Origin of the sequence: Paenibacillus sp. ATY16 (genome assembly GCF_003399985.2) — a bacterium.
GTDB classification, from domain to species: Bacteria; Bacillota; Bacilli; order Paenibacillales; family Paenibacillaceae; genus Pristimantibacillus; species Pristimantibacillus glycanilyticus.
Window position 1 is genome coordinate 472,183 of record NZ_NMOK02000004.1, and the last position, 22,153, is coordinate 494,335.

At 51.0% G+C, this 22,153-nt stretch carries 22 protein-coding genes; all 22 read left to right on the forward strand.

Annotated features, from left to right (window positions below):
* Positions 1–35: 35 nt before the first annotated feature.
* The 22 genes from CFI03_RS05205 to fhuB all read left to right on the forward strand — a co-directional run bounded on the left by CFI03_RS05205 (position 36) and on the right by fhuB (position 22,066).
* A complete protein-coding gene (locus CFI03_RS05205) occupies positions 36–638 on the forward strand; it encodes a TIGR01440 family protein (RefSeq protein WP_248756707.1) in 603 nt (200 codons plus the stop codon).
* Between the two features lie 23 nt (positions 639–661).
* On the forward strand, positions 662–1,909 hold the full coding sequence (locus CFI03_RS05210) for a serine hydroxymethyltransferase (protein WP_248756708.1): 1,248 nt from the start codon (positions 662–664) through the stop codon (positions 1,907–1,909).
* A gap of 508 nt (positions 1,910–2,417) precedes the next feature.
* Positions 2,418–4,064, forward strand: a complete 1,647-nt coding sequence (locus CFI03_RS05215; protein ID WP_248756709.1) for a peptide ABC transporter substrate-binding protein — start codon at positions 2,418–2,420, stop codon at positions 4,062–4,064.
* Between the two features lie 262 nt (positions 4,065–4,326).
* Positions 4,327–5,259 carry an ABC transporter permease gene (locus CFI03_RS05220; protein WP_201002468.1) on the forward strand — a complete coding sequence of 311 codons (933 nt, stop codon included), beginning with the start codon at positions 4,327–4,329 and terminating at the stop codon, positions 5,257–5,259.
* A 3-nt stretch (positions 5,260–5,262) separates the two neighbouring features.
* Positions 5,263–6,201 (forward strand): ABC transporter permease, encoded by a 939-nt coding sequence (locus tag CFI03_RS05225; protein ID WP_248756710.1) that lies wholly within the window; start codon positions 5,263–5,265, stop codon positions 6,199–6,201.
* Between the two features lie 11 nt (positions 6,202–6,212).
* Positions 6,213–7,220 carry an ABC transporter ATP-binding protein gene (locus tag CFI03_RS05230; protein ID WP_127497913.1) on the forward strand — a complete coding sequence of 336 codons (1,008 nt, stop codon included), beginning with the start codon at positions 6,213–6,215 and terminating at the stop codon, positions 7,218–7,220.
* Positions 7,217–8,179 carry an ABC transporter ATP-binding protein gene (locus CFI03_RS05235; protein WP_127497911.1) on the forward strand — a complete coding sequence of 321 codons (963 nt, stop codon included), beginning with the start codon at positions 7,217–7,219 and terminating at the stop codon, positions 8,177–8,179. The genes CFI03_RS05230 and CFI03_RS05235 overlap by 4 nt, the downstream gene beginning before the upstream one ends.
* 171 nt (positions 8,180–8,350) lie before the next feature.
* A complete protein-coding gene (upp, locus tag CFI03_RS05240) occupies positions 8,351–8,980 on the forward strand; it encodes a uracil phosphoribosyltransferase (protein ID WP_127497908.1) in 630 nt (209 codons plus the stop codon).
* A gap of 70 nt (positions 8,981–9,050) precedes the next feature.
* Positions 9,051–10,199, forward strand: coding sequence for a non-hydrolyzing UDP-N-acetylglucosamine 2-epimerase (wecB, locus tag CFI03_RS05245; protein ID WP_283094410.1), 1,149 nt, complete (start codon positions 9,051–9,053; stop codon positions 10,197–10,199).
* Between the two features lie 188 nt (positions 10,200–10,387).
* Positions 10,388–10,663, forward strand: coding sequence for an AtpZ/AtpI family protein (locus tag CFI03_RS05250; protein WP_127497904.1), 276 nt, complete (start codon positions 10,388–10,390; stop codon positions 10,661–10,663).
* Positions 10,663–11,073: an ATP synthase subunit I gene (locus tag CFI03_RS05255; protein WP_127497902.1), complete on the forward strand. Its 411-nt coding sequence runs from the start codon at positions 10,663–10,665 to the stop codon at positions 11,071–11,073. The genes CFI03_RS05250 and CFI03_RS05255 overlap by 1 nt, the downstream gene beginning before the upstream one ends.
* Positions 11,073–11,837, forward strand: a complete 765-nt coding sequence (gene atpB, locus CFI03_RS05260) for a F0F1 ATP synthase subunit A (protein WP_127497900.1) — start codon at positions 11,073–11,075, stop codon at positions 11,835–11,837. Before CFI03_RS05255 ends, atpB begins: the two co-directional genes overlap by 1 nt.
* A 74-nt stretch (positions 11,838–11,911) precedes the next feature.
* Positions 11,912–12,136, forward strand: a complete 225-nt coding sequence (gene atpE / locus CFI03_RS05265) for a F0F1 ATP synthase subunit C (protein WP_015847364.1) — start codon at positions 11,912–11,914, stop codon at positions 12,134–12,136.
* A gap of 126 nt (positions 12,137–12,262) precedes the next feature.
* The gene (gene atpF / locus CFI03_RS05270; RefSeq protein WP_015847363.1) at positions 12,263–12,745 is read left to right on the forward strand and encodes a F0F1 ATP synthase subunit B; all 483 of its coding nucleotides are present in this window, start codon (positions 12,263–12,265) and stop codon (positions 12,743–12,745) included.
* The gene (locus CFI03_RS05275) at positions 12,742–13,281 is read left to right on the forward strand and encodes a F0F1 ATP synthase subunit delta (protein ID WP_127497898.1); all 540 of its coding nucleotides are present in this window, start codon (positions 12,742–12,744) and stop codon (positions 13,279–13,281) included. Before atpF ends, CFI03_RS05275 begins: the two co-directional genes overlap by 4 nt.
* Before the next feature lie 24 nt (positions 13,282–13,305).
* Positions 13,306–14,820: a F0F1 ATP synthase subunit alpha gene (gene atpA, locus CFI03_RS05280; protein WP_127497896.1), complete on the forward strand. Its 1,515-nt coding sequence runs from the start codon at positions 13,306–13,308 to the stop codon at positions 14,818–14,820.
* Positions 14,821–15,123: 303 nt separating this feature from the next.
* Positions 15,124–15,984, forward strand: coding sequence for an ATP synthase F1 subunit gamma (gene atpG / locus CFI03_RS05285; RefSeq protein WP_127497894.1), 861 nt, complete (start codon positions 15,124–15,126; stop codon positions 15,982–15,984).
* 39 nt (positions 15,985–16,023) lie between these two features.
* Positions 16,024–17,427 carry a F0F1 ATP synthase subunit beta gene (gene atpD / locus CFI03_RS05290; protein WP_248756711.1) on the forward strand — a complete coding sequence of 468 codons (1,404 nt, stop codon included), beginning with the start codon at positions 16,024–16,026 and terminating at the stop codon, positions 17,425–17,427.
* A 24-nt stretch (positions 17,428–17,451) separates the two neighbouring features.
* Entirely contained in the window at positions 17,452–17,850 is a 399-nt protein-coding gene (locus CFI03_RS05295) for a F0F1 ATP synthase subunit epsilon (protein ID WP_127497889.1), read from the forward strand.
* Between the two features lie 170 nt (positions 17,851–18,020).
* Positions 18,021–18,809, forward strand: coding sequence for a tyrosine-protein phosphatase (locus CFI03_RS05300; protein WP_248756712.1), 789 nt, complete (start codon positions 18,021–18,023; stop codon positions 18,807–18,809).
* 174 nt (positions 18,810–18,983) lie between these two features.
* Positions 18,984–20,015, forward strand: coding sequence for an ABC transporter substrate-binding protein (locus tag CFI03_RS05305; RefSeq protein ID WP_248756713.1), 1,032 nt, complete (start codon positions 18,984–18,986; stop codon positions 20,013–20,015).
* Entirely contained in the window at positions 20,015–22,066 is a 2,052-nt protein-coding gene (fhuB, locus tag CFI03_RS05310) for a Fe(3+)-hydroxamate ABC transporter permease FhuB (protein WP_248756714.1), read from the forward strand. The genes CFI03_RS05305 and fhuB overlap by 1 nt, the downstream gene beginning before the upstream one ends.
* The last annotated feature ends 87 nt before the right edge of the window (positions 22,067–22,153 follow it).

Consider the following 22,153-nt stretch of genomic DNA (forward strand, 5'->3'; position numbering starts at 1 on the left):
GTGATCATTCTTTGTATTCACAGGAGGTATGTACAATGAACAATCAAAAGGAAACCATTACTATTGCAGCCGACGTGGAGACTATTGTAAGGGAACTTGTTGTAGCAGGGGGACTGAGAGCCGGCCAGCTGCTGGTTGTCGGCACCAGCACAAGCGAGGTGCTTGGCCAAAGAATCGGAACTTCGGGAACGGTCGAGACGGCCGCCCAGATCTATGCAGGCATTGAAGCGGTCCGGAAGGACGTGGGCTTTTATCCGGTATATCAATGCTGCGAGCATTTGAACCGGGCGCTTGTCCTCCCCCGCGAGGCGGCGGACAAATACGGGCTGGATGAGGTTGCTGCCGTACCCGTTCCGAAGGCAGGCGGTTCAATGGCCGCTTACGCTTTCCGGCATCTGCCTAATGCTTGTCTGGTTGAGACGGTTCAGGCGCATGCGGGCATCGATATCGGCGATACCTTTATCGGCATGCACCTGCGCCGGGTTGCCGTTCCGGTCAGACCGTCCATCCGGTCGATTGGCGCAGCCCATGTTACGATGGCTTTTTCGCGGCCTAAGCTGATTGGCGGAGCGCGCGCGGTATACACCTTGGAAGACAGCGGCCTGGCGTCAGAGCAGACGTCAGGAACTTGCGACTAATTATATTTAGGAGGCTTTTCACAATGGAAAACTTACGTAACCAAGATCCTGAAGTATTAAAGGCAATGGGCCTTGAGCTGCAGCGCCAACGCGACAACATCGAACTGATCGCATCCGAGAACATCGTAAGCGAAGCGGTTCTGGAAGCTATGGGTTCGGTCCTGACGAATAAATATGCAGAAGGCTACCCTGGCAAACGTTTCTACGGCGGCTGCGAGCATGTGGACATTGTGGAAGACATCGCACGCGAACGCGCGAAAGAAATTTTTGGCGCCGAGCATGCGAACGTTCAGCCTCACTCCGGCGCGCAAGCGAACATGGCGGTATACCTTGCCGTCCTCAAACCAGGCGACACGGTTCTTGGCATGAACCTGGCACACGGCGGTCACTTGACGCACGGCAGCCCGGTTAACGCATCCGGTCTTCTGTACAACTTCGTTGCTTACGGCGTAGAAGAAGATACGTTTACAATCAACTATGAAGAAGTTCGCAAAGCGGCCTTCAAACACCGTCCTCGCTTGATCGTTGCCGGCGCGAGCGCATACCCGCGCACCATCGATTTCGAGAAGCTTGGCCAAATCGCTCAAGACGTAGGCGCATTGTTCATGGTGGATATGGCTCATATCGCGGGTCTTGTTGCGGCAGGTCTGCATCCGAACCCAGTGCCTCATGCGCACTTTGTTACAACAACAACTCACAAAACGCTCCGCGGTCCTCGCGGCGGCATGATTCTTTGCCGCAAGCCTTGGGCAGCGGCAATCGATAAAGCGGTATTCCCTGGTTCGCAAGGCGGTCCTCTGATGCACATTATCGCAGCAAAAGCGGTAGCATTCGGCGAAGCGCTTCAACCATCCTTCAAAGAATACGCGCAAAAAGTAGTCAACAACGCAAAAGTATTGTCCGAGACGCTGATTGCGGAAGGCATCAACATCGTTTCCGGCGGTACTGACAACCACTTGATGCTGATTGACACGCGCAGCCTGAACATCACGGGCCGCGACGCTGAGCACGTTCTTGACTCGATCGGCATTACGGCGAATAAAAATGCGATTCCATTCGATCCAACGAGCCCGTTTGTAACAAGCGGTATCCGTCTAGGTACTCCGGCTGCCACTTCCCGCGGCATGGACGAGAAAGCCATGAAAACAATCGGCGAAATTATCGCAATGACGCTGAAGAGCCCGAAAGACGAAGCGGTATTGGCGAAAGCAACCGGCATGGTCCGCGACCTGACTGCTCAATTCCCGCTTTACCCGAACATGAAATACTAATAGCTATCTTTGCAAAAGAGGCTGTTCCCAAAGGTCCAATCGACCGCTTGGGAACGGCCTCTTTTTTATTTAGATATAGTCATTTCGCTACGCAGATATAGAAGGAATGGAATTGTTCGTTGTTTAATCGTTCTCTATGATTTGAAAGGGGAGCATTTGGAGCGCGATAGCCGTTTCGCCTTGGTGTTATGAATTAAGTTAAAGCGAATGCAGCATGATATATAAGCGGGTTCCACGAAACTACATATCTCGTCAAAATTCGACAATTTCAGAAATGTAATTTCTGGGGCGTGACAAATCATTATAAATTATGTATATTTGTTAATGGTATATTAATTAACATTACTTTTGTACTAATTTGGCCTGAACATTTGTAAAACAGGGCGATTGAACATATGTTCATTGATAAATATTCAATGTTTCGTATTATTTCTCGCATTGTTTAATTATGTAATGTCAAATTATTACAATAGCAAGCAAGAGGAGAAGATCCAGGGGAGGAAGTAAAATGTCGAAGAAGAAGTATGGCTTTACCATGATTTCCGTACTGCTTGCACTGGCTCTCGTAGCTGTCGGCTGTACACCTAAGCAAGAGTCCGGAAGCAGCGAAGGCTCTGTGTTCCGCATGAACCTTGCAACTGAACCGCCGTCCCTTGACCCGGCTCAGGTACAAGACCAAGTGTCCGCAACTGTTGTAAACGGTTTGTTTGAAGGTCTGACTCGTAAGAACGAGAAGGGCGAAGTTGAACCAGCTGTCGCTAAAGAGTGGAAAATCTCCGACGACGGCAAGACTTACACGTTCACCATTCGCGATGACGCGAAATGGAGCAACGGTGACCCGGTAACTGCAGGTGACTTCGAATACGCATGGAAGCGTGCCCTCGATCCTAACCTGAAGCCAGCAGCATCTGCTTATGCTTACCAGCTGTACTACATCAAGAATGCGGAAGCTTACAACACTGCCGCTGACGGCGTAAAAGCTGACGATGTAGGTGTTAAAGCGGTTGACGACCACACGCTGCAAGTAGAGCTGAACTCGCCAACTCCTTATTTCCTTGGTCTGATGTCCTTCACTGTTTTCTATCCGGTTCACAAATCGGTTAAAGAAAACGAGCAATGGGCGACTGACGTTTCGACTCTGGTATCCAACGGTCCGTTCAAAATGAGCGAGTGGAAAAAGAACAACTCCATTACGATCGCTAAGAACGACAACTACTATGCAAAAGACGATATCAAGCTCTCCAAGGTTGTCTTCTCTGAAGTTAACGACTCGAATACAGAGCTGAGCATGTACCAAACAGGCGAACTGGATTATGCGGGTATGCCTACTGGCTTGATCCCTAACGAACAATTCCCGACATTGAAGCAAAACAATCCGGATGAGTTCAAAATCCAAGGCAGCGCATCGATCTACTACTACCTGTTCAATACAACGCAAAAGCCTTACGATAACGAAAAAATCCGTCAAGCTCTCTCGATGGCAATCAGCCGTCAAGATATCGTTGACAACGTAACAAAAGGCGAGCAAAAGCCTGCTTACGGTATCGTTCCTCCAGGTATCAAAGGCGAGAAAGAAGACTACCGTACGGAGCATCCGGACAACTACTTCAAAGAAGACGTTGAAGAAGCGAAAAAACTGCTTGCTGAAGGTCTGAAAGAAGAAGGCCTGACGGCTATGCCTACGGTTAAAGTGACTTACAACACAAACGAACTGCACCAAGCGGTTGCTGAAGCAATTGCCGAAATGTGGAGCAAAAATCTCGGCATCAAAACCGAAGTTAGCAAGCAAGAATGGGGCGTATTCCTCGACAACCGTAACCATCTGAACTACGATGTGGCGCGCGGCGGTTGGGGCGCTGACTACGATGATCCAATGACGTTCATCGACCTGTTCTCGTCGAAATCCGGCAACAACAACACTGGCTTTGCCAACAAAGAATACGATGCTCTGATCAAAGAAGCTTACAGCACTGACGATCAAGCTAAACGTATGGAAGCAATGTCCAAAGCTGAATCGCTTGTAGTTGGTACTCGCGCGATTATGCCGATCTACTACTACAGCACGGTTTATATGATTAAGCCTGGATTCAAAGGCATCTTTATCGACTACAAAGGCGACATTGATTACAACCGCGGATACTACGAAGCGAAGTAATTAAAGCTCGGCACGGATTGAGGGATATATGCGGCCTATGATAGCTGCATATATCCCCTTTCACTTTTAACTTTCGGAAGTTTAAACCTTTTAATTTTCGAAAGCTTATGCTTTCTAAGTAATGAATCATCATAATGGCTCTGATAATGGCTATTCGGGTGATCGTTCATTTAAAGTCCATGCTTACGATGTAAGAATCATCACAAATAACCATGGTAATGGCATTTTGTGTGATCATTCTTTTCAGGAGGTGCCATGACGTTTGGTCCGCTATGTGCTTCAGAAGCTGTTGTTCATGATCGTATCGATCTTTGTACTGGCCTCGGCCACTTTTTTTCTGATGAAGGCCATTCCAGGCAACCCGTTCCAAAGTGAGAAGAACATTCCTCCCGCCATTCAAGAGCGTTTGAATGAAGCGTACGGACTTAATGATCCTCTGGGTGTTCAATATTTGCATTATTTGAACAACCTGGTTCACTTTAATCTCGGGATGTCCATGAAACAACAGTACGTTACTGTAGTTGATATTATTAAGACAGGTTTTATCTACTCGCTCCAAATCGGTATCTTCGCCATTATTTTGGCGATTGCAGCAGGCGTTTTGTTCGGTCTGATTGCTGCGCTTAACCACCGCAAGTTTCTTGACGGCTTTACGATTTTGCTGGCAGTACTTGGTGTATCGATACCGAGTTTCGTTGTCGCTCCGTTCTTGCAGTATGTATTTGGCGTCAAATTGCGCTGGTTCGACGTAGCCGGATTGAATGACCCGACGGACTTTATTATGCCGGTCATTGCTTTGTCTTTCCTGCCGGCCGCGTTTATTGCGCGACTTGTTCGCTCCAGCATGCTGGAAGTGCTTAGCGCCGACTATATGAAAACCGCACGCGCCAAAGGCTTGTCCGGCCGCGTGATTCTCGTTCGCCACGCTTTGCGCAATGCCATTTTGCCGGTTGTTACCTACATCGGTCCAATGACGGCAAACATCATTACCGGTTCCGTTGTCATTGAACAAATTTTCGGTATCGGCGGTCTTGGCAAGTTCTTCGTCAACAGTATTACCAACCGTGACTATACGCTTATTATGGGACTCACGCTGTTCTATGCCGTCATTCTGATGCTGGCGCGTTTCCTTACCGATATTGCTTACGGATTCGTGGATCCGCGTATTAAAATGACCAGCAGGAAGGGGGGCTAATCGATGAAGGAACAAGCTGTGCTGCAGCCTAACGATTTCGAAAAGCTGAGCCATGACGAGAAGCAGCCGGAGACGGTTGTCCGCGAAAGCATTTCCGCTTGGAAAGACGCCTGGTTTCGCCTGAAATCTAACCGTATGGCAATGATCAGCCTTTGGATATTAGCCCTTATCGTCCTGATGGCGATTTTCGGTCAAGCTATTACTCATCAGTTTACAGGCAATGATTTCTCTTCAAATGATCTGAAGGCAACCAACCAGGCGCCATCCGGCAATCACTGGTTCGGTACGGACGGCCTTGGCCGCGATATGTTCGCAAGAACATGGATGGGTGCGGGCATTTCGCTTCAGGTAGGTATTTACGCAGCGATTGTCGATTTGATCGTTGGCGTTATTATGGGCAGTATCATGGGTTACTTCGGCGGCAAAGTCGATGAAATTCTTAACCGTATTTGCGAAATTTTATATTCGATCCCGAGCTTGCTTGTCGTTATCCTGCTTATTGTCGTTATGGAACCAAGCATGTTCACCATTATCGTCGCTTTAAGTATTACGGGCTGGATCAACATGGCCTGGATCGTTCGCGGTCAAATCATGCAGCTCAAAAATCAAGAGTATGTTCTTGCCGCGCGTGCACTCGGTGCAAACCCTGTTCGAATCATGTTCAAACATCTTATCCCGAATGCGATGGGCCCGATTATCGTTACGATCACGATGACGGTTCCGAATGCGATCTTCGCAGAAGCATTCCTCAGCTTCCTTGGTCTTGGCGTTCAATCGCCGGCCGCGTCACTCGGTACTTTGATTAATGACGCCATCAAGGCGATGACTGTATATCCATGGCGTATGCTGTACCCGGCAATTTTGCTCAGCTTGACCATGCTTTGCTTTAATATTTTCGGTGATGGTCTGCGTGACGCACTTGATCCGAAGATGAAAAAGTAGGAGGTGCAACTATGGAACGTTTGCTCGAAGTGAATGATCTTCGTGTTAATTTCAAAGTTCGCGGCGGTACCGTACAAGCGGTACGAGGCGTTAACTTTCATATAAATAAAGGCGAAGCCGTGGCGATCGTTGGTGAGTCCGGCTGCGGTAAGTCCGTAACGGCGCAAACGCTGATGCGCCTTATTCCAAGCCCGCCCGCGATGACCAGCGGTTCGATTATGTTCAAAGGACAAGAGATCTTGTCCAAAACTCCGAAAGAAATGGAAAGCATCCGCGGCAAAGAGATGGGCATGATCTTCCAGGATCCGATGACCTCGCTTAACCCGACGCTGACCATCGGCCGTCAAATTACGGAAGGTTTGATTAAGCACCAGGGCATGAGCTCTTCGGCTGCCCGCGCCCGCGCGGTAGAGATGCTGAGTCTCGTAGGCATTCCGAACCCGGCGGCACGGTTTAACCAATACCCGCACGAGTTCTCCGGCGGTATGCGCCAGCGTGCGATGATCGCTATCGCGCTTGCTTGCAATCCTTCGCTTCTTATTGCCGACGAGCCGACTACGGCGCTCGACGTAACGATCCAGGCGCAGATTCTGCGCGTGATGAAGGACCTTCAGGAGCGCATGGGGACTTCCATTATCCTGATCACGCATGACCTTGGCGTCGTTGCGGATATTTGCGACCGCGTTATCGTTATGTATGCAGGTAAAGTAGTAGAAACCGGAACCAAGTGGGAAATTTTCAAAAATCCGAAGCATCCTTATACAAAAGGCCTGCTTCGTTCCGTGCCTCGTCTGGACCAGAAAAAAGACGAGCCGCTGATTCCGATCTTCGGTACTCCGCCGGATCTCATCAAGCCGCCGGTAGGCTGCAGCTTCTGCGCGCGCTGCGACGAAGCGATGCGCGTCTGCGTCGACAATGATCCGGAGCTTCTGCCGGTTGACGGCAATGAATCGCATAAATCGGCATGCTGGATGGCGCATCCTTACGCGAAGCCTGCGAAACGGGAGGTGTCCGTATGAGCGAGCCGTTAGTAAAAGTTAGCAATCTGCGCAAGTTCTTCAACTTGGGCGGAGGAAATATTCTGAAGGCGGTCAACGAGATCGACTTCTCCATTGCCAAAGGCGAGACCGTTGGCGTTGTTGGCGAATCCGGCTGCGGCAAATCCACGGCCGGCCGCACGATTCTGCGTCTGTACGAGCCTACGAGCGGCAACGTTACGTTTAACGGCGAGGACATCTACAAGATGAAAGGCGCCAAGCTGAAGCAAATGCGCCGCGATATGCAGATGATCTTCCAGGATCCTTATGCGTCGCTGAATCCGCGGATGACCATTACCGACGTTATCGGCGAAGCGCTTGATATCCATGGGCTGGCGGGAAGCCGCGCCGAGCGCAAGCGGAAGGTTGAGGATCTGCTGGATCTGGTTGGTCTGAATCCGGACCATGCTACCCGTTATCCGCACGAGTTCTCCGGCGGCCAACGCCAGCGGATCGGTATCGCCCGCGCTCTTGCTGTTGATCCGAAGTTTATTATCGCGGACGAGCCGATCTCCGCGCTCGACGTGTCGATCCAGGCTCAGGTCGTGAACCTGATGCAGGATTTGCAGCGGAAAATGGGCCTGACTTATCTGTTTATTGCCCATGACCTGTCGATGGTTAAACATATCAGCGACCGCGTTGCGGTTATGTATCTCGGCAAAATCGTTGAGCTTGCGGAAAGCAGCGAGCTGTATAGCAGCCCTGCGCATCCTTACACGCGTGCTCTTCTGTCCGCCAATCCGATTCCGGATCCGGAAATTGAAGCTACCCGCGAGCGTATCGTACTCGCCGGCGATCTGCCGAGCCCGATTAATCCGCCTGCAGGCTGCCAGTTCCACACCCGCTGCCCGATGGCGACGGATAAATGCAAAACCGTTGAACCTAAGCTTGTCGAAGTGAAAAAGGGGCATTTTGCTTCTTGCCACTACGCATCGGTATAATTTTACAGGACGAAGCAGAGATTACATCTGTTTCGTCCTTTTTTTGTAGACAAACCGTCGTTATATAGCCATAAAACTCTGGATGCATCGCAGGGGGCGGAATGATATAATAAACGGGATTGTGTCCAAGACTATAGGGATAACTTATTCACACAGGAGGAATTACGCTCCATGAGCAAAGTGGTTATATGCGACCATCCATTGATTCAGCATAAGCTGACCTTTATTAGAAACAAAGATACCAATACGAAGGACTTTCGTGAACTGGTTGACGAGGTAGCCACTCTGATGGCTTACGAAATTACAAGAGACGTACCTCTTGATACCATTACGGTGGAGACGCCAGTCGCAACGACGGAAGCGAAAGTGGTGTCCGGACGCATGCTGGGGCTTATCCCGATTCTGCGTGCGGGACTTGGTATGGTTGAAGGGATGCTTAAGCTGATTCCGGCCGCAAAAGTTGGTCATATCGGACTTGTCCGCGACCACGAAACACTCCAGCCAACCGAATACTACATTAACCTGCCTACGGATGCGGCTAACCGTCAGCTGATCGTTATCGATCCGATGCTGGCTACGGGCGGTTCGGCGATTGCGGCGATCAACTCGCTGAAGAAGCGCGGCTGCGACCAGATCAAGCTGATGTGCCTGATCGCTGCTCCTGAAGGAGTCAAGGCGGTACAGGATGCGCATCCGGAAATCGATATTTACCTTGCCGCCCTCGACGATGCTTTGAACGAGAAGGGCTACATCGTGCCGGGTCTCGGCGATGCCGGCGACCGTCTGTTCGGTACGAATTAATAAGGATGAATGTCGCAAATCGCTCTAATTGAGCTCTTTAAGTCACCATTCATTTTAGGAGTGAGTCGTTTTGTCTAAACTGAAAGTAATGACGATTTTTGGTACCCGTCCGGAAGCCGTAAAGATGGCTCCGCTTGTACTGGAATTGAACAAGCATGCCGATCAGATCGAATCGATCGTCTGCGTTACGGCGCAGCACCGCCAAATGCTCGACCAGGTGCTTGATTTCTTCGAGATTCAGCCGAACTACGACCTGAATGTCATGAAGGACCGCCAGACGCTGACCGAGACAACCGTACGCGTTCTGGAGGGCCTGGACCCTATTCTCGCGGAAGCGAAGCCGGATATCGTGCTTGTGCATGGCGATACGCAGACGACGTTCCTCGCGAGCTATGCGTCCTTCCTGAAGCAAATTCAGGTCGGCCACGTCGAAGCCGGTCTTCGTACGTGGAACAAGCTGTCCCCGTATCCGGAAGAAATGAACCGCCAGCTGGCGGGCGTTCTGTCGGATGTGCATTTCGCCCCTACGGAATGGTCTGCTGGCAACCTGCGCAAGGAGAACAAGTCGGAAGCGTCGATTTACGTAACGGGCAATACCGCAACGGATGTCTTCCAATATACGGTTGACCCGTCGTTCTCCCATCCGGTCATCGAGTGGGCGAAGGGCAAGCGCATGATTCTGATGACGGCGCACCGCCGCGAAGCGCTTGGCGAGCCGCACCGCAACATTTTCCGCGCGGTTAAACGGATTGCGGACGAGCATGAAGACGTGGCAATCGTTTATGCCGTTCACCCAAACCCGGCGGTAAGAGAGCCGGCTAACGAAATTCTTGGCAATCATCCGCGTATTCAATTAATCGAACCGCTTGATGTTTTCGAATTCCATAATTTCTATCCTCATGCTTATATGATTATGACCGATTCCGGCGGCCTGCAGGAAGAAGCGCCGTCGTTCGGCGTGCCTACTCTGGTGCTGCGGGACACAACGGAACGTCCGGAAGGAATCGAAGCCGGAACGCTTGAACTGGTCGGAACGGATGAAGACACGGTATACAACCGTGCGCGCGCTCTTCTGAACGACGCGGCCTTGTACGAAAAAATGAGCAAATCTGCCAATCCATACGGCGACGGACAAGCTTCCGCGCGTATTGTTCAGGCGATTTTGCATCATTTTGGAAGAACTGGCGAGCGCCCAGAACCGTTCACACAACGTTCATAGTTTTTGAAGCGGACAGCTGCTAGATAAGCAATGTACAGCATACAGTGGTACTGTACGGTTTGAAGCTCGGAAAATCCTTTATTTATAAGGATTTTCGGGCCGCTGTTCACTAAATGTTTGAATTTAAATGAATTGACAAAAGTTTAACAGCTTCGATAAAATAAATGAGAGTTTTGGAGTGATTCCGCATGGATCCATCCAAAGAACAACCGTCCAAAGATAATCAGAATAAGTCGGATCATGGCAGTTTCGGAGACGACCCTTGGAGAGCAATGGGATTGGTCGGCACTATTGGGGCCGATCTAGCCGCATGTCTGGGGCTTGGCTACTGGCTCGGTCATAAAGCCGATCTTGCAAACGGTACCGAATACTATTCCATCATCGGACTGGTAGCGGGCCTTGCAATAGGCATCATTACGGTTATATTCCTGATTCGGACGTTTGCGGGAGGCAAAGCGAAATAATGGACGATTTGTCGGCCCACTTGAAAGCCGTTACAAGAGTTACTTTCTTATTCATGTCCCTATGCTGTATCGCTTGGGCAGTGCTGCCCGAGTACGAGAGCTGGTGGGGCGGTCTGATGATCGGGGGAGCAGCCAGTCTAGTAAACGCAAGAATACTTGGCTGGAAGGTTACGAAGATCGGAGCGAATGCCGCCGCGCAAGGTACGAAAAGGATGAATATCGGCTTTTTCACCCGGGCGTGCGTCGCGTTGTTGGCAGTTGTGATTGCGACACAAACATACACGTTTCAGCTTTCAGCGACTGTTGCCGGATTATTTGTCGCACAATTGGCAACACTCATATTGGGATTTTTGTCCAGAAGAAAGCTGATGGCGTCGAATCCTACCGATGAAAGGGGTGAAAATAACTAATGGATCATATTTCTCCTATCGTTCATGTAGCTGGAATCGAATTTGATTTGGCCGTAATCGCGATGATTTTGATCACTAGCATCATTGTCTTTGTACTTGCGAAGCTCTCAGTGAGAAACATTTCGGTTACGAATCCGACGAAGCTTCAGAACTTCCTGGAGTGGGTTATCGAATTCGTGCAGAACATTATCGGTACGTCTATGGACCTCAAGAAAGGCCGTCCATATCTTATCCTCGGTCTCACCCTGATTATGTATATTTTTGTCGGCGACATGCTTGGTCTGCCGCTGGGTATCGTTACTGAAGTGCATCACGGTGCGTCAATCTTCGGTATGAACCTTGATTTGGGCGGGGAAGAAGAAGCGCATATCGCTTGGTGGAAATCACCGACTGCTGACGTTGCAGTAACAGGCGCTCTGACGCTGATCGTTATCCTGCTGACGCATATCGAGGGTCTTCGTCTCAACACGAAGCATTACCTGAAACACTATGTTGAACCGCATTGGCTCTTCCTGCCTCTGTCCCTGATCAAAGAAGTATCGAAGCCGTTGTCGCTTGCTTTGCGTCTATACGGTAACATCTTCGCGGGCGAGGTCATGATTGCCGTAATCCTCGGAATGGGTGTTTGGGGTATCCCGGCGCTTGTCGTGTGGCAAGGTTTCAGCGTATTCGTAGGTGCAATACAAGCATTCGTATTCTGTATGCTTACGATGGTTTACATGTCGCAAGCGATTGTGCATGAAGAGCATGGCGAGCAGCATTAAAGGCTTCAAACCGGCGGAATACCGGCGGTAAATATAAAAAACTATTTTCACGAAAATTGAGGAGGATTTTTCTAATGGGAGCATTGGCATTAGTTGCAGCAGCAATTGTATTCGGTTTGGGCGCACTTGGCGCAGGTATTGGTAACGGTCTGATCGTAGGTCGCACAGTTGAGGGTATTTCCCGTCAACCAGAACTTCGCGGTACTCTTCAAACAACAATGTTTATCGGTGTCGCACTCGTCGAAGCACTTCCAGTTATCACACTGGTACTCGCGTTCATCTTCTTGGGTAAATCCTAATATCGCAAGCATAAACATGGCGGGGAGTGTGGCTTTGCCTCCACGCCTTCCTTTTTGTTCAGCCCCGCACAGCGGGGCGGCAATTCGAATGAAATTGTTTTAAGCTATAGAAGGGAGTGACGTTTTTTGCATATCGTATGGTCGAGTCTTGTCATCCAGCTAGTTGCGTTCCTGATCCTTCTGTACTTGCTGAAACGCTACGCATTTGGCCCATTGCTGAGCGTAATGGAACAACGCAGACAGTATGTTGCAGAGCAAATCGCTAATGCGGAAACAAGCAAGAAAGAAGCTGAACAGCAGCTGGAGCAACAAAAACAAGCACTTCAGGAAGCTCGTAAAGAAGCTTATGACATTATTGAGCAAGCTAAGGCTACAAGCACGAAACAAGCCGATGACATTATTCAAGTTGCGAAATCCGAATCCACTCGTCTGAAGGACGAAGCGGTTAAAGATATCGAGAGCGAGAAAAACAAAGCGGTTGCTGCACTTCGCGAAGAGGTTGGCGGTATTTCCGTCAAAATCGCGTCGAAAATTATCGAGAAGCAAGTGGACGAGAAATCCCAGGAGCAATTGGTTAACCAATACCTGAAAGAAGTTGGAAGCAAATGAGCCGGGATACTGTCGTAGCGAAGCGCTACGCTAAAGCACTGTTTGAGCTTGCTAACGAGCAAGGCATCGTGTCGGAAACGGAAGATCAGCTTAAGCTGATTGTTCAAGGACTGAAAAATGATGCCGAAGCGCGCAAATTCCTGGAGCTTCCTAGCATCGAGCCGGAGAAAAAAATCGCTGTGCTGAAAGGCGCATTCGGCGATCACGTATCCGCGCTTGTCCTTCATACGCTTGAACTTATTCTTGTTCGCGGGCGCCAAGAGCTGATCTCGGATGTATACGATGCGTATACAAAAATCGCCGGCGAAGCGCTTGGCCAAGCGCATGCGGTTGTATATACAGCCCATAGCTTGTCGGCTTCGGAACTGGCTGAGGTAGAAGTTAGCTTCGGCAAGCTCAGCGGCAAGAAAATTGTTGCAGAACAAATCGTTAAACCGGATTTGCTCGGCGGCGTGCAAGTACGCATCGGCGACCGTCTGTATGACGGCAGCCTGTCCGGCAAGCTGGAACGTTTACAAAAATCGTTTAAAATCTAATGCAGGTAGATAGGGGTGAACGAATTGAGTATCAGACCTGATGAAATCAGCACGCTGATTAAACAACAGATCGAACAATATAAATCCGAAATTCAAGTCGTTGACGTCGGCACCGTAATCAATGTCGGTGACGGTATTGCCCGCGTACACGGTTTGGAAAATGCGATGCAGGGCGAACTGCTCGAATTCTCCAACGGCGTTGTAGGCATGGCGCTCAACTTGGAAGAAAGCAACGTCGGTGTCGTTATCCTCGGTCCTTACACGGATATCCGTGAAGGCGACCAAGTAAAACGCACGGGCCGCATCATGGAAGTGCCAGTAGGCGAAGAGCTTCTGGGCCGCGTTGTTAACCCGTTGGGTCAGCCGCTTGACGGCAAAGGCCCAATCAACACAACTCAATTCCGTGCGATTGAATCCCCGGCTCCTGGCGTAATCGACCGTAAATCGGTACATGAGCCAATGCAAACGGGCATTAAAGCAATCGACGCGATGGTACCGGTTGGCCGCGGTCAACGCGAGCTGATCATCGGTGACCGTCAAACAGGTAAAACGGCGATTGCGATCGACGCAATCATCAACCAAAAAGGCAACGGCGTGAAATGTATCTACGTTGCCGTAGGTCAAAAACAATCCACTGTTGCGGGCGTTGTTGAAACCCTTCGCAAGCACGGTGCTCTTGATTACACGATTATCGTAACAGCTGGCGCATCCGAACCGGCTCCATTGCTCTTCCTGGCTCCTTATGCAGGCTGCTCGATGGGTGAGTACTTCATGTACAAAGGCGAGCACGTTCTCGTTATCTACGATGACTTGTCGAAACAAGCGGCTGCATACCGCGAATTGTCCCTGTTGCTCCGCCGTCCGCCAGGTCGGGAAGCTTACCCAGGCGACGTATTCTACCTGCACTCCCGTTTGCTCGAGCGCGCTGCTAAACTTAGCGACGCACTTGGCGGCGGCTCGCTGACGGCACTTCCGTTCATCGAGACTCAAGCGTCCGACGTATCGGCTTACATTCCTACGAATGTAATCTCGATCACGGACGGACAAATCTTCCTGGAATCCGACCTGTTCTACTCCGGCCAACGTCCGGCGGTTAACGTAGGTATCTCCGTATCCCGCGTAGGCGGTTCCGCTCAAATCAAAGCAATGAAAAAGGTTGCCGGCACACTCCGTCTGGACCTTGCGGCTTACCGCGAGCTTCAAGCGTTCTCGCAGTTCGGCTCCGATCTCGATAAATCGACACTCGCCCGTCTGAACCGCGGTGCTCGTACGATGGAAATCCTGAAGCAAGGCGTTAACCAGCCGATGCCGGTTGAGAAGCAAGTTATCTCGATCTACTCCGCGGTTAAAGGCCACCTGGACGAAATTCCGGTTGCGGACATTCTGCGCTTCGAGAAAGAATTCCTGGCATTCCTGGATTCCAACCATCCGGAAATCGGCGAGTCCATCCGTACAACGAAAGACCTCGTTGCCGACAACGAGAAAGCTCTTGTTGACGCGATTGCGAAGTTCAAAAAAGGCTTTTCTGTAACGGCTTAATCGCCTATAAAAGCCTCTAAATAAATGTCTCGCGCCCGTCTTCGTACGGGCGCAGGCGCTTAACACCAGGCTTTGCTAGTTTTTTTGCGTGAAGGTTTAAACGCGTGGCGTTTGTGAAAGGGTCTGTATGAGCCGAAGAGTTTACGTTCCGCTTTTGGATCCGTATCCTCACCGCGAGGTGATTGTTCAAAAGGATACGGATTCAATGGCGGACAAGGGAAATACAGACTCCTGTAACAAATAGCCCAGCACGCGATCCATCGCCATCAAAGCAGCAAAGCAACAAAGGCGGGTGACAATGCAATGGCAAAAGGCATGCGCGATATTAAGCGCGAAATCAAAAGTAAACAAAACATGAAGCAAATCACGAAAGCGATGGAGATGGTTGCGGCTTCCAAGCTCAGAAGAGCGCAAGAGGCATCAACGAAAGCCCGTCCTTATTCGGATAAGCTGAAGGAAGTAGTAGCAAGCATCGCAGCAGGCACGAAAGGCGTGAAACACCCGATGCTCGAGACGCGTCCGGTGCAAAAAACGGGTTACCTCGTTATCACCTCCGACCGTGGTCTGGCAGGCGGCTACAATGCGAACGTTCTTCGTAAAGTAACGCAAACGATTCGCGAGAAGCACAAATCGAATGATGAGTACGTATTGTTCGTAATCGGGCGTAAAGGCCGGGATTACTTCCGCCGCCGCAATATGCCGATCATCGACGAGGTTATCGGTCTTTCCGATTCGCCAACGTTCGCGGACATCAAATCGATCGCTTATAACGCAGTCAAAATGTTCTCTGAGGGCAAATACGATGAGCTGTACATCTGCTACAACCAATTCGTAAACGCCATTACTCAGATCCCGACAGAAACTCGTTTGCTTCCGCTGCAGGAAGTAAGCGGCAACGGTCCGGTAACTTCGTACGAGTACGAGCCGTCCCCGGAAGGTGTTCTGGAGGTGCTGCTGCCTAAATACGCGGAGACGCTTATTTACAGCGCGGTGCTTGACGGCAAAGCCAGTGAGCAGGGCGCTCGCATGACAGCCATGGGCAGTGCGACGAAGAATGCTAACAAAATGATCAACCAATTGACGCTGACCTACAACCGGGCTCGTCAAGCGGCGATTACGCAAGAAATCTCTGAGATCGTTGCCGGTGCGAACGCGCAGGCATAAGGCATATAGAAGTAAAAGAAAGTACCAGGAGGGAAAACCATGAAAAAAGGACGCGTTGTATCCGTCATGGGTCCAGTCGTTGACTTGGAGTTCGAACGCGGTAACCTGCCGGAAATTTTGAACGCCGTCAAAATCGTTCAACAGGCCCCAGCAGGCGGCATCGATATTAATCTGACGCTTGAAGTAGCAGTTCACCTGGGTGATAACCTGGTTCGTGCTGTTGCGATGAGCACAACTGACGGTCTGGTCCGCGGCATGGAAGCTGTAGACACAGGCGCGCCAATCACAATTCCAGTTGGTGCGCCAACACTCGGCCGCGTATTTAACGTACTGGGCGAGCCAATCGACCAAGCTGGCGACGCAACTTCGGAAATTAACCTTCCGATTCACCGTCAAGCTCCTGCATTCGACGAATTGTCCACGCAATCGGAAATTCTCGAAACAGGCATCAAAGTTATCGACTTGCTTGCTCCGTACGCAAAAGGCGGTAAAATCGGTCTGTTCGGCGGCGCGGGCGTAGGCAAAACGGTAACAATCCAGGAACTTATCAACAACATCGCGCAAGAGCATGGCGGTATCTCCGTATTCGCCGGCGTAGGCGAGCGTACTCGTGAAGGTAATGACCTTTACCACGAGATGAAAGATTCCGGCGTACTTCCAAAAACAGCGATGGTATTCGGACAAATGAACGAACCGCCGGGCGCACGTCAACGCGTAGCCCTGACGGGTCTGACAATGGCTGAATACTTCCGTGACGCTGAAGGCAAAGACGTACTTCTGTTCGTCGACAACATCTTCCGCTTCACGCAAGCAGGTTCCGAGGTTTCGGCCCTTCTCGGCCGTATGCCTTCCGCGGTAGGTTACCAGCCAACGCTGGCAACTGAAATGGGTCAATTGCAAGAGCGTATCACATCGACGAAAAAAGGTTCGGTTACTTCGATCCAAGCGATCTACGTACCTGCCGATGACTATACTGACCCGGCTCCTGCAACGACGTTTGCTCACTTGGACGCTACAACTAACCTTGAGCGTAAAATCTCCGAGATGGGTATCTTCCCAGCGGTAGATCCACTTGCTTCGTCGTCCCGTATCCTGAACCCGGACATTCTGGGCGAAGAGCATTACAACGTAGCTCAAGGCGTTAAGAAAATTCTTCAGCGCTATAAAGAGCTTCAAGATATCATCGCAATCCTTGGTATGGACGAGTTGACTGAGGAAGACAAGCTGACTGTATCGCGCGCGCGCCGCATTCAATTGTTCCTGTCCCAACCGTTCCACGTTGCCGAGCCGTTCACAGGTATCAAAGGTAAATACGTACCTGTTAAAGAATCCGTTCGCAGCTTCAAAGAAATTCTCGAGGGCAAACATGACGACCTTCCGGAAGAAGCTTTCCGGTATGTAGGTGTGATTGAAGAGGCCGTGGAGAAAGCCAAAACGCTGTAATAGCGAAAGGCGGGAGGAATCCACATGAGTACTTTTCTGGTTGAAATCGTAACTCCGGAGCGCAAGGTATATGCGGAGACGGCTAATATGGTCAGCGTTAAAGGGATCGCGGGCGAGCTCGGCATTTTGCCGAACCACATTCCGCTGGTAACGCCGCTGCGTATTGCGCCGGTCAGCATTAAGCGCGACGGTAAAGTTGATGTTCTTGCTGTAGGCGGAGGTTTCATCGAAGTCCGTAAGGACAAGGTGGTTATCCTGGCCGAAAGCGCTGAACTGGCTTCCGAAATCGACGTTAACCGTGCACAAGCTGCCAAACAGCGCGCTGAAGAGCGCCTGGCCGCAAAGCGTGACGAAGTCGACTTCAAGCGCGCAGAGCTAGCTCTGCAGCGTGCAACGAACCGGATCAACGTTACAGAACGTTAAGAACTTAAAGCCGTTCAAATCTCATCTAAAGAGATTTGAACGGCTTTTTCATTTCGACAATTGTTTTATCGCGATTTTGTCATAATGCCGACTTGCGTCTCATTGACTTCAATATAAGAATCTCTCACAATGGAGGAAATAAGATGAACGGTAGAGCAGGGGGCACTGGCATGATTGATATACATACACATATTTTGCCTGGCATCGACGATGGTGCGGCGGATTGGGATCACTCGATTCAGATGGCCCGTGCAGCGGCTGCTGAAGGAATTACGGGGATTATAGCGACTCCCCATCATTACGACGGCAAATATAGCAATGACAAAGAAAGCGTAAAAGAGCTGGTTGCCGAATTGAACAGTAGATTAAGCGAGCTCGCTATCCCCCTGAAGATTCAGACGGGGCAGGAGATACGGATCCATTCCGAGTTTTTGTCCAACTGGCAAAGCGGAAAGCTGCTGACGATGGGCGAATCTCCTTATGTACTCATAGAAATGCCCTCCTCGCAGATTCCCAAATCGATGGAGCAGGTCGTATACGAACTGCGCCTGCTAGGCGTCCGTGCCGTCATAGCCCATCCGGAGCGGAATGCGGAGGTGGTTCAGAATCCGGACCGTCTGGCTGAGCTGGTAGAGCTTGGCGCTTATGCGCAGGTAACGACTCATTCCTTGCTGGGGGGCTTCGGAAGAGGGATTGAGAAATCGGCTTGGACGCTCTGCAGGCGTGGTCTTATTCATTTGGTATCTTCCGATGCTCATCATCTGGAGTGGCGGAGCTTCAAGATGAAGGAGGCCTATGAACGGATCGAATCCGAGCTTGGGCCGGTATGGAGAAGGTATTTCGAACGTAATGCGCAGGCGATCTGGAATGCCAGAGAGTTATCCGATCAACCGAATCTTGTGCAGCAGGCTGCGAAATCGGGGGGCTGGGGCAAGATTAAATCCTTGTTCGGCAAATAAAAGATTTAGCGATAAATAAATGACCTGTCAGACATGAACAATTTATGATCATGTGGTGACAGGTTATTTTTTCTGTCCAAAAGATGGTTCATTTCTATTGACATAGATAATGATAATCCTTATCATTGAGAAAGTAATCGTTGAGAATGATAATCATTTTATGGGGGTCTAGCAATGAAACAAATGAAATGGACAGGTCTCATTCTTGCGGCAATGATGGTATTCCTCGCTGCATGCGGAGGAGGCAACAACGCAGGGAATAACAAGCAAGAGTCCGAGCAAGCAAGCTCAAACGCGAATGCAAATGCAAGCACAAATACAACAGCTGACGAGACGGCGGAACGCACCATCAAGCATGCCCTTGGCGAAACGAAAATTACCGGAACGCCTAAGAAGATCGTTGTTCTGGAGTGGACCTATGCAGAGGATCTGATCGCGCTTGGCGTACAGCCTGCAGGAGTAGCGGATGTGAAGGGCTACGGGGAATGGTACGGAGCTATTGATCCAAAGCTGGATGCAACGGTTGTTGATGTAGGCACGCGCCAAGAGCCGAGCATCGAGACGATCACCAGCCTTGAGCCGGACTTGATTATCGGCGTAAACTTCCGCCACGAAGCGATTTACGATCAATTGTCGGCGATTGCGCCAACGCTTATTTTTAACCCGTATCCGGAAGAGGGCGGACTTGACCAATACAGCGAAATGGAACAAACCTTCTCGGCCATTGCGGATGCTTTGGGCAAAAAAGCGGAAGGCGAGAAAGTACTGGCCGATCTGCATAGCTACTACGATGAGTCCAAAGCGAAGCTGGCTAGCGCAGGCAAAGAGGGGCAAGAGGTTGTATTCACGCAAGCTTGGACCAATGAAGGCGTAGCAACCTTCCGTCTGTTCACCGACAACTCGATGGCTATGGCGATTCTCGCGAAGATCGGTTTGAAGAATGCGCATCAGGACAGCACGTTCCAGCAATACGGCTATTCGGAAACGGATATCGAAGGTCTGACCAAAACGCCGGACGCAAGCGTATTGTACACGACAAGCGCGACGGATACCGTCTTTAGCGAGCTGCTTCCCAAGAATGAAGTATACAAGAACCTGAACTTTGCAAAAGAAAATCGCGTGTACGACATGAAAGGCATCTGGCCGTTTGGCGGTCCATTGTCTGCAAAGCTTCTTGTAGAACGCACGCTTGAAGCGCTCGGCTAATGAATACGAACCTTCAAATTACAAAGGAAACAAGTAAGGGCATCTGGAGCCCGCTGCTGTTATCAGCGGCGGGTCTTCTGCTGCTCCTTGCTTTAGCTTCTTATCACCTGACACTTGGGGAAGCCGCTATACCGGTGAAGACCGTATGGCGGGCTATTTTTGAATCGACTCCCGTATTGGAGCATCAAATATTGTGGACAGTCCGGCTGCCCCGCATGGTGATCGGCATTCTGACAGGCGGAGCGTTGGCCGTGGCGGGCGCGTTATTTCAAAATGTAACCCGCAACCCGCTCGCGTCCGCCGGCACGCTGGGAATTAACGCGGGGGCTTTTCTCGCCCTGACGGTAGGAACGATTATGTTCCCGGGGCTTGCAATGGGCTTCCCCCTGCTGCTTACGTTCATCGGTGCAATTGCTGCTGCCGCGGCGGCTTTTGTCATGGCAGGAGGTACAAAGGCGTCTCCTGTGCGGCTTGCTTTGTCCGGGATGATCGTTACGATGACCGCGGCTGCTTTTACGGGCGTGCTTCAATTATTTCATGAACAAAAGACGCAAGGGTTGTTCATGTGGGGCTCCGGTTCGCTTGTGCAAAATGATTGGGGCGGCGTTCAGCACGCATGGCCTTGGATTATCGGCTGCTTTCTGCTTGCTTTTCTGCTCGCGGGCAAATGGGATCTAATGGAGCTCGATGAGGATACGGTTACCTCGCTGGGGCAAAAGGTCGGACGGATCCGCCTTACGGGTCTTGGCATCGCCGTATTGCTCGCGGCAGCTGCCGTCAGCGTCGTTGGTCCCATCGGCTTCGTGGGCCTGATAGCGCCGCATCTCATGCGGATGTTAGGAGCTAAACGGCATGCTGTGCTGCTTCCGCTGTCTTTCCTATGGGGAGCTATTATCGTTATTGGCTCGGATGCCATCGCGATGCATTTCAAATATTCGCTTGGACCTTTGCCTGCCGGTGCCGTAACCGCGCTTATCGGAGGACCATGGCTTGCTTGGCTTGTTCTGCGTACGGTAAAGGCCCGCAAGGAAGGGGCGCCGCAGACAGGGACTTCGCCTGGACGTTCGGCTACGAAAGTACCGTTTGGCTGGTGGGTGGCGATATTCTCGCTGCTGCTCGTTGCAAGTCTTATTGTCAGTCTTGCATTCGGAAGCTTGCGCATTCCGGTTGCGGATGTCGTTAACGCTTTGTTCGGCCACGGGGCGGACAGTACGCAGCGTATTGTCGAGATGAGGATTCCTCGTACGCTGGTAGCCGCGCTTGCCGGCGCCACGCTTGCCGTAAGCGGCTTGCTGCTGCAAGGAGTTGTCCGGAACCCGCTGGCGGATCCGTCCATTATCGGCGTAACAGGCGGGGCTAGCGTTGGGGCTATGCTGATGCTCGCCGTATTTACGCAGGTATCGGTGCAATGGCTGCCTGCGGGCGCTTTTATCGGCGCTGTAGGCGCTGCGGTAATCGTGTTCCTGCTCGGGCGAAAAAGCTCCTTTAATCCTTCGGTCGTCGCCTTGATTGGTCTTGCCGTCTCATCGATGGCCAGCGCAATCGTTCAGGTGCTCGTTATCCGCATGAAGCTGACGCTGGCATCTGCGCTTGTATGGTTATCCGGTACGACTTATGCGCGCAATTGGGATGATTTCTGGCAGCTCGTGTTCTGGCCGATTATCCTGCTGCCGGTTGCTTGGTACCTGGCACGCAAAGTGGATGTTCTTCAATTCTCGGATGCGACCGTAACTAATCTGGGACTTCGCGTTGACCGGACACGTCTGGTCATTGGCGGGGTTGGCGTTGCCATGGCGGCGGCAGCCGTTGCGACGGTAGGCTCGATTGGTTTTATCGGACTCATCGCCCCTCATATGACGCGCATGCTGGTTGGACCGAAATACCGCAAGCTTGTTCCTTTAACGGCTTTGCTCGGGGCTTTGCTGCTGGTCCTCGCCGACACGGTGGGACGGTCGCTGCTTGCTCCCAAAGAGCTGCCGTCCGGACTGGTAGCGGCGGTTATCGGAGCGCCGTATTTTATGTATCTGATGTATCGTTCTGGTAAAAAATAGAAAGTTATGGAAGAAAGGCTGTCCTAAGGCTCGCCATATGAGTCTAAGGGCGGTCTTTTTCGACGCATTTAGTGCTTATGTAACAAA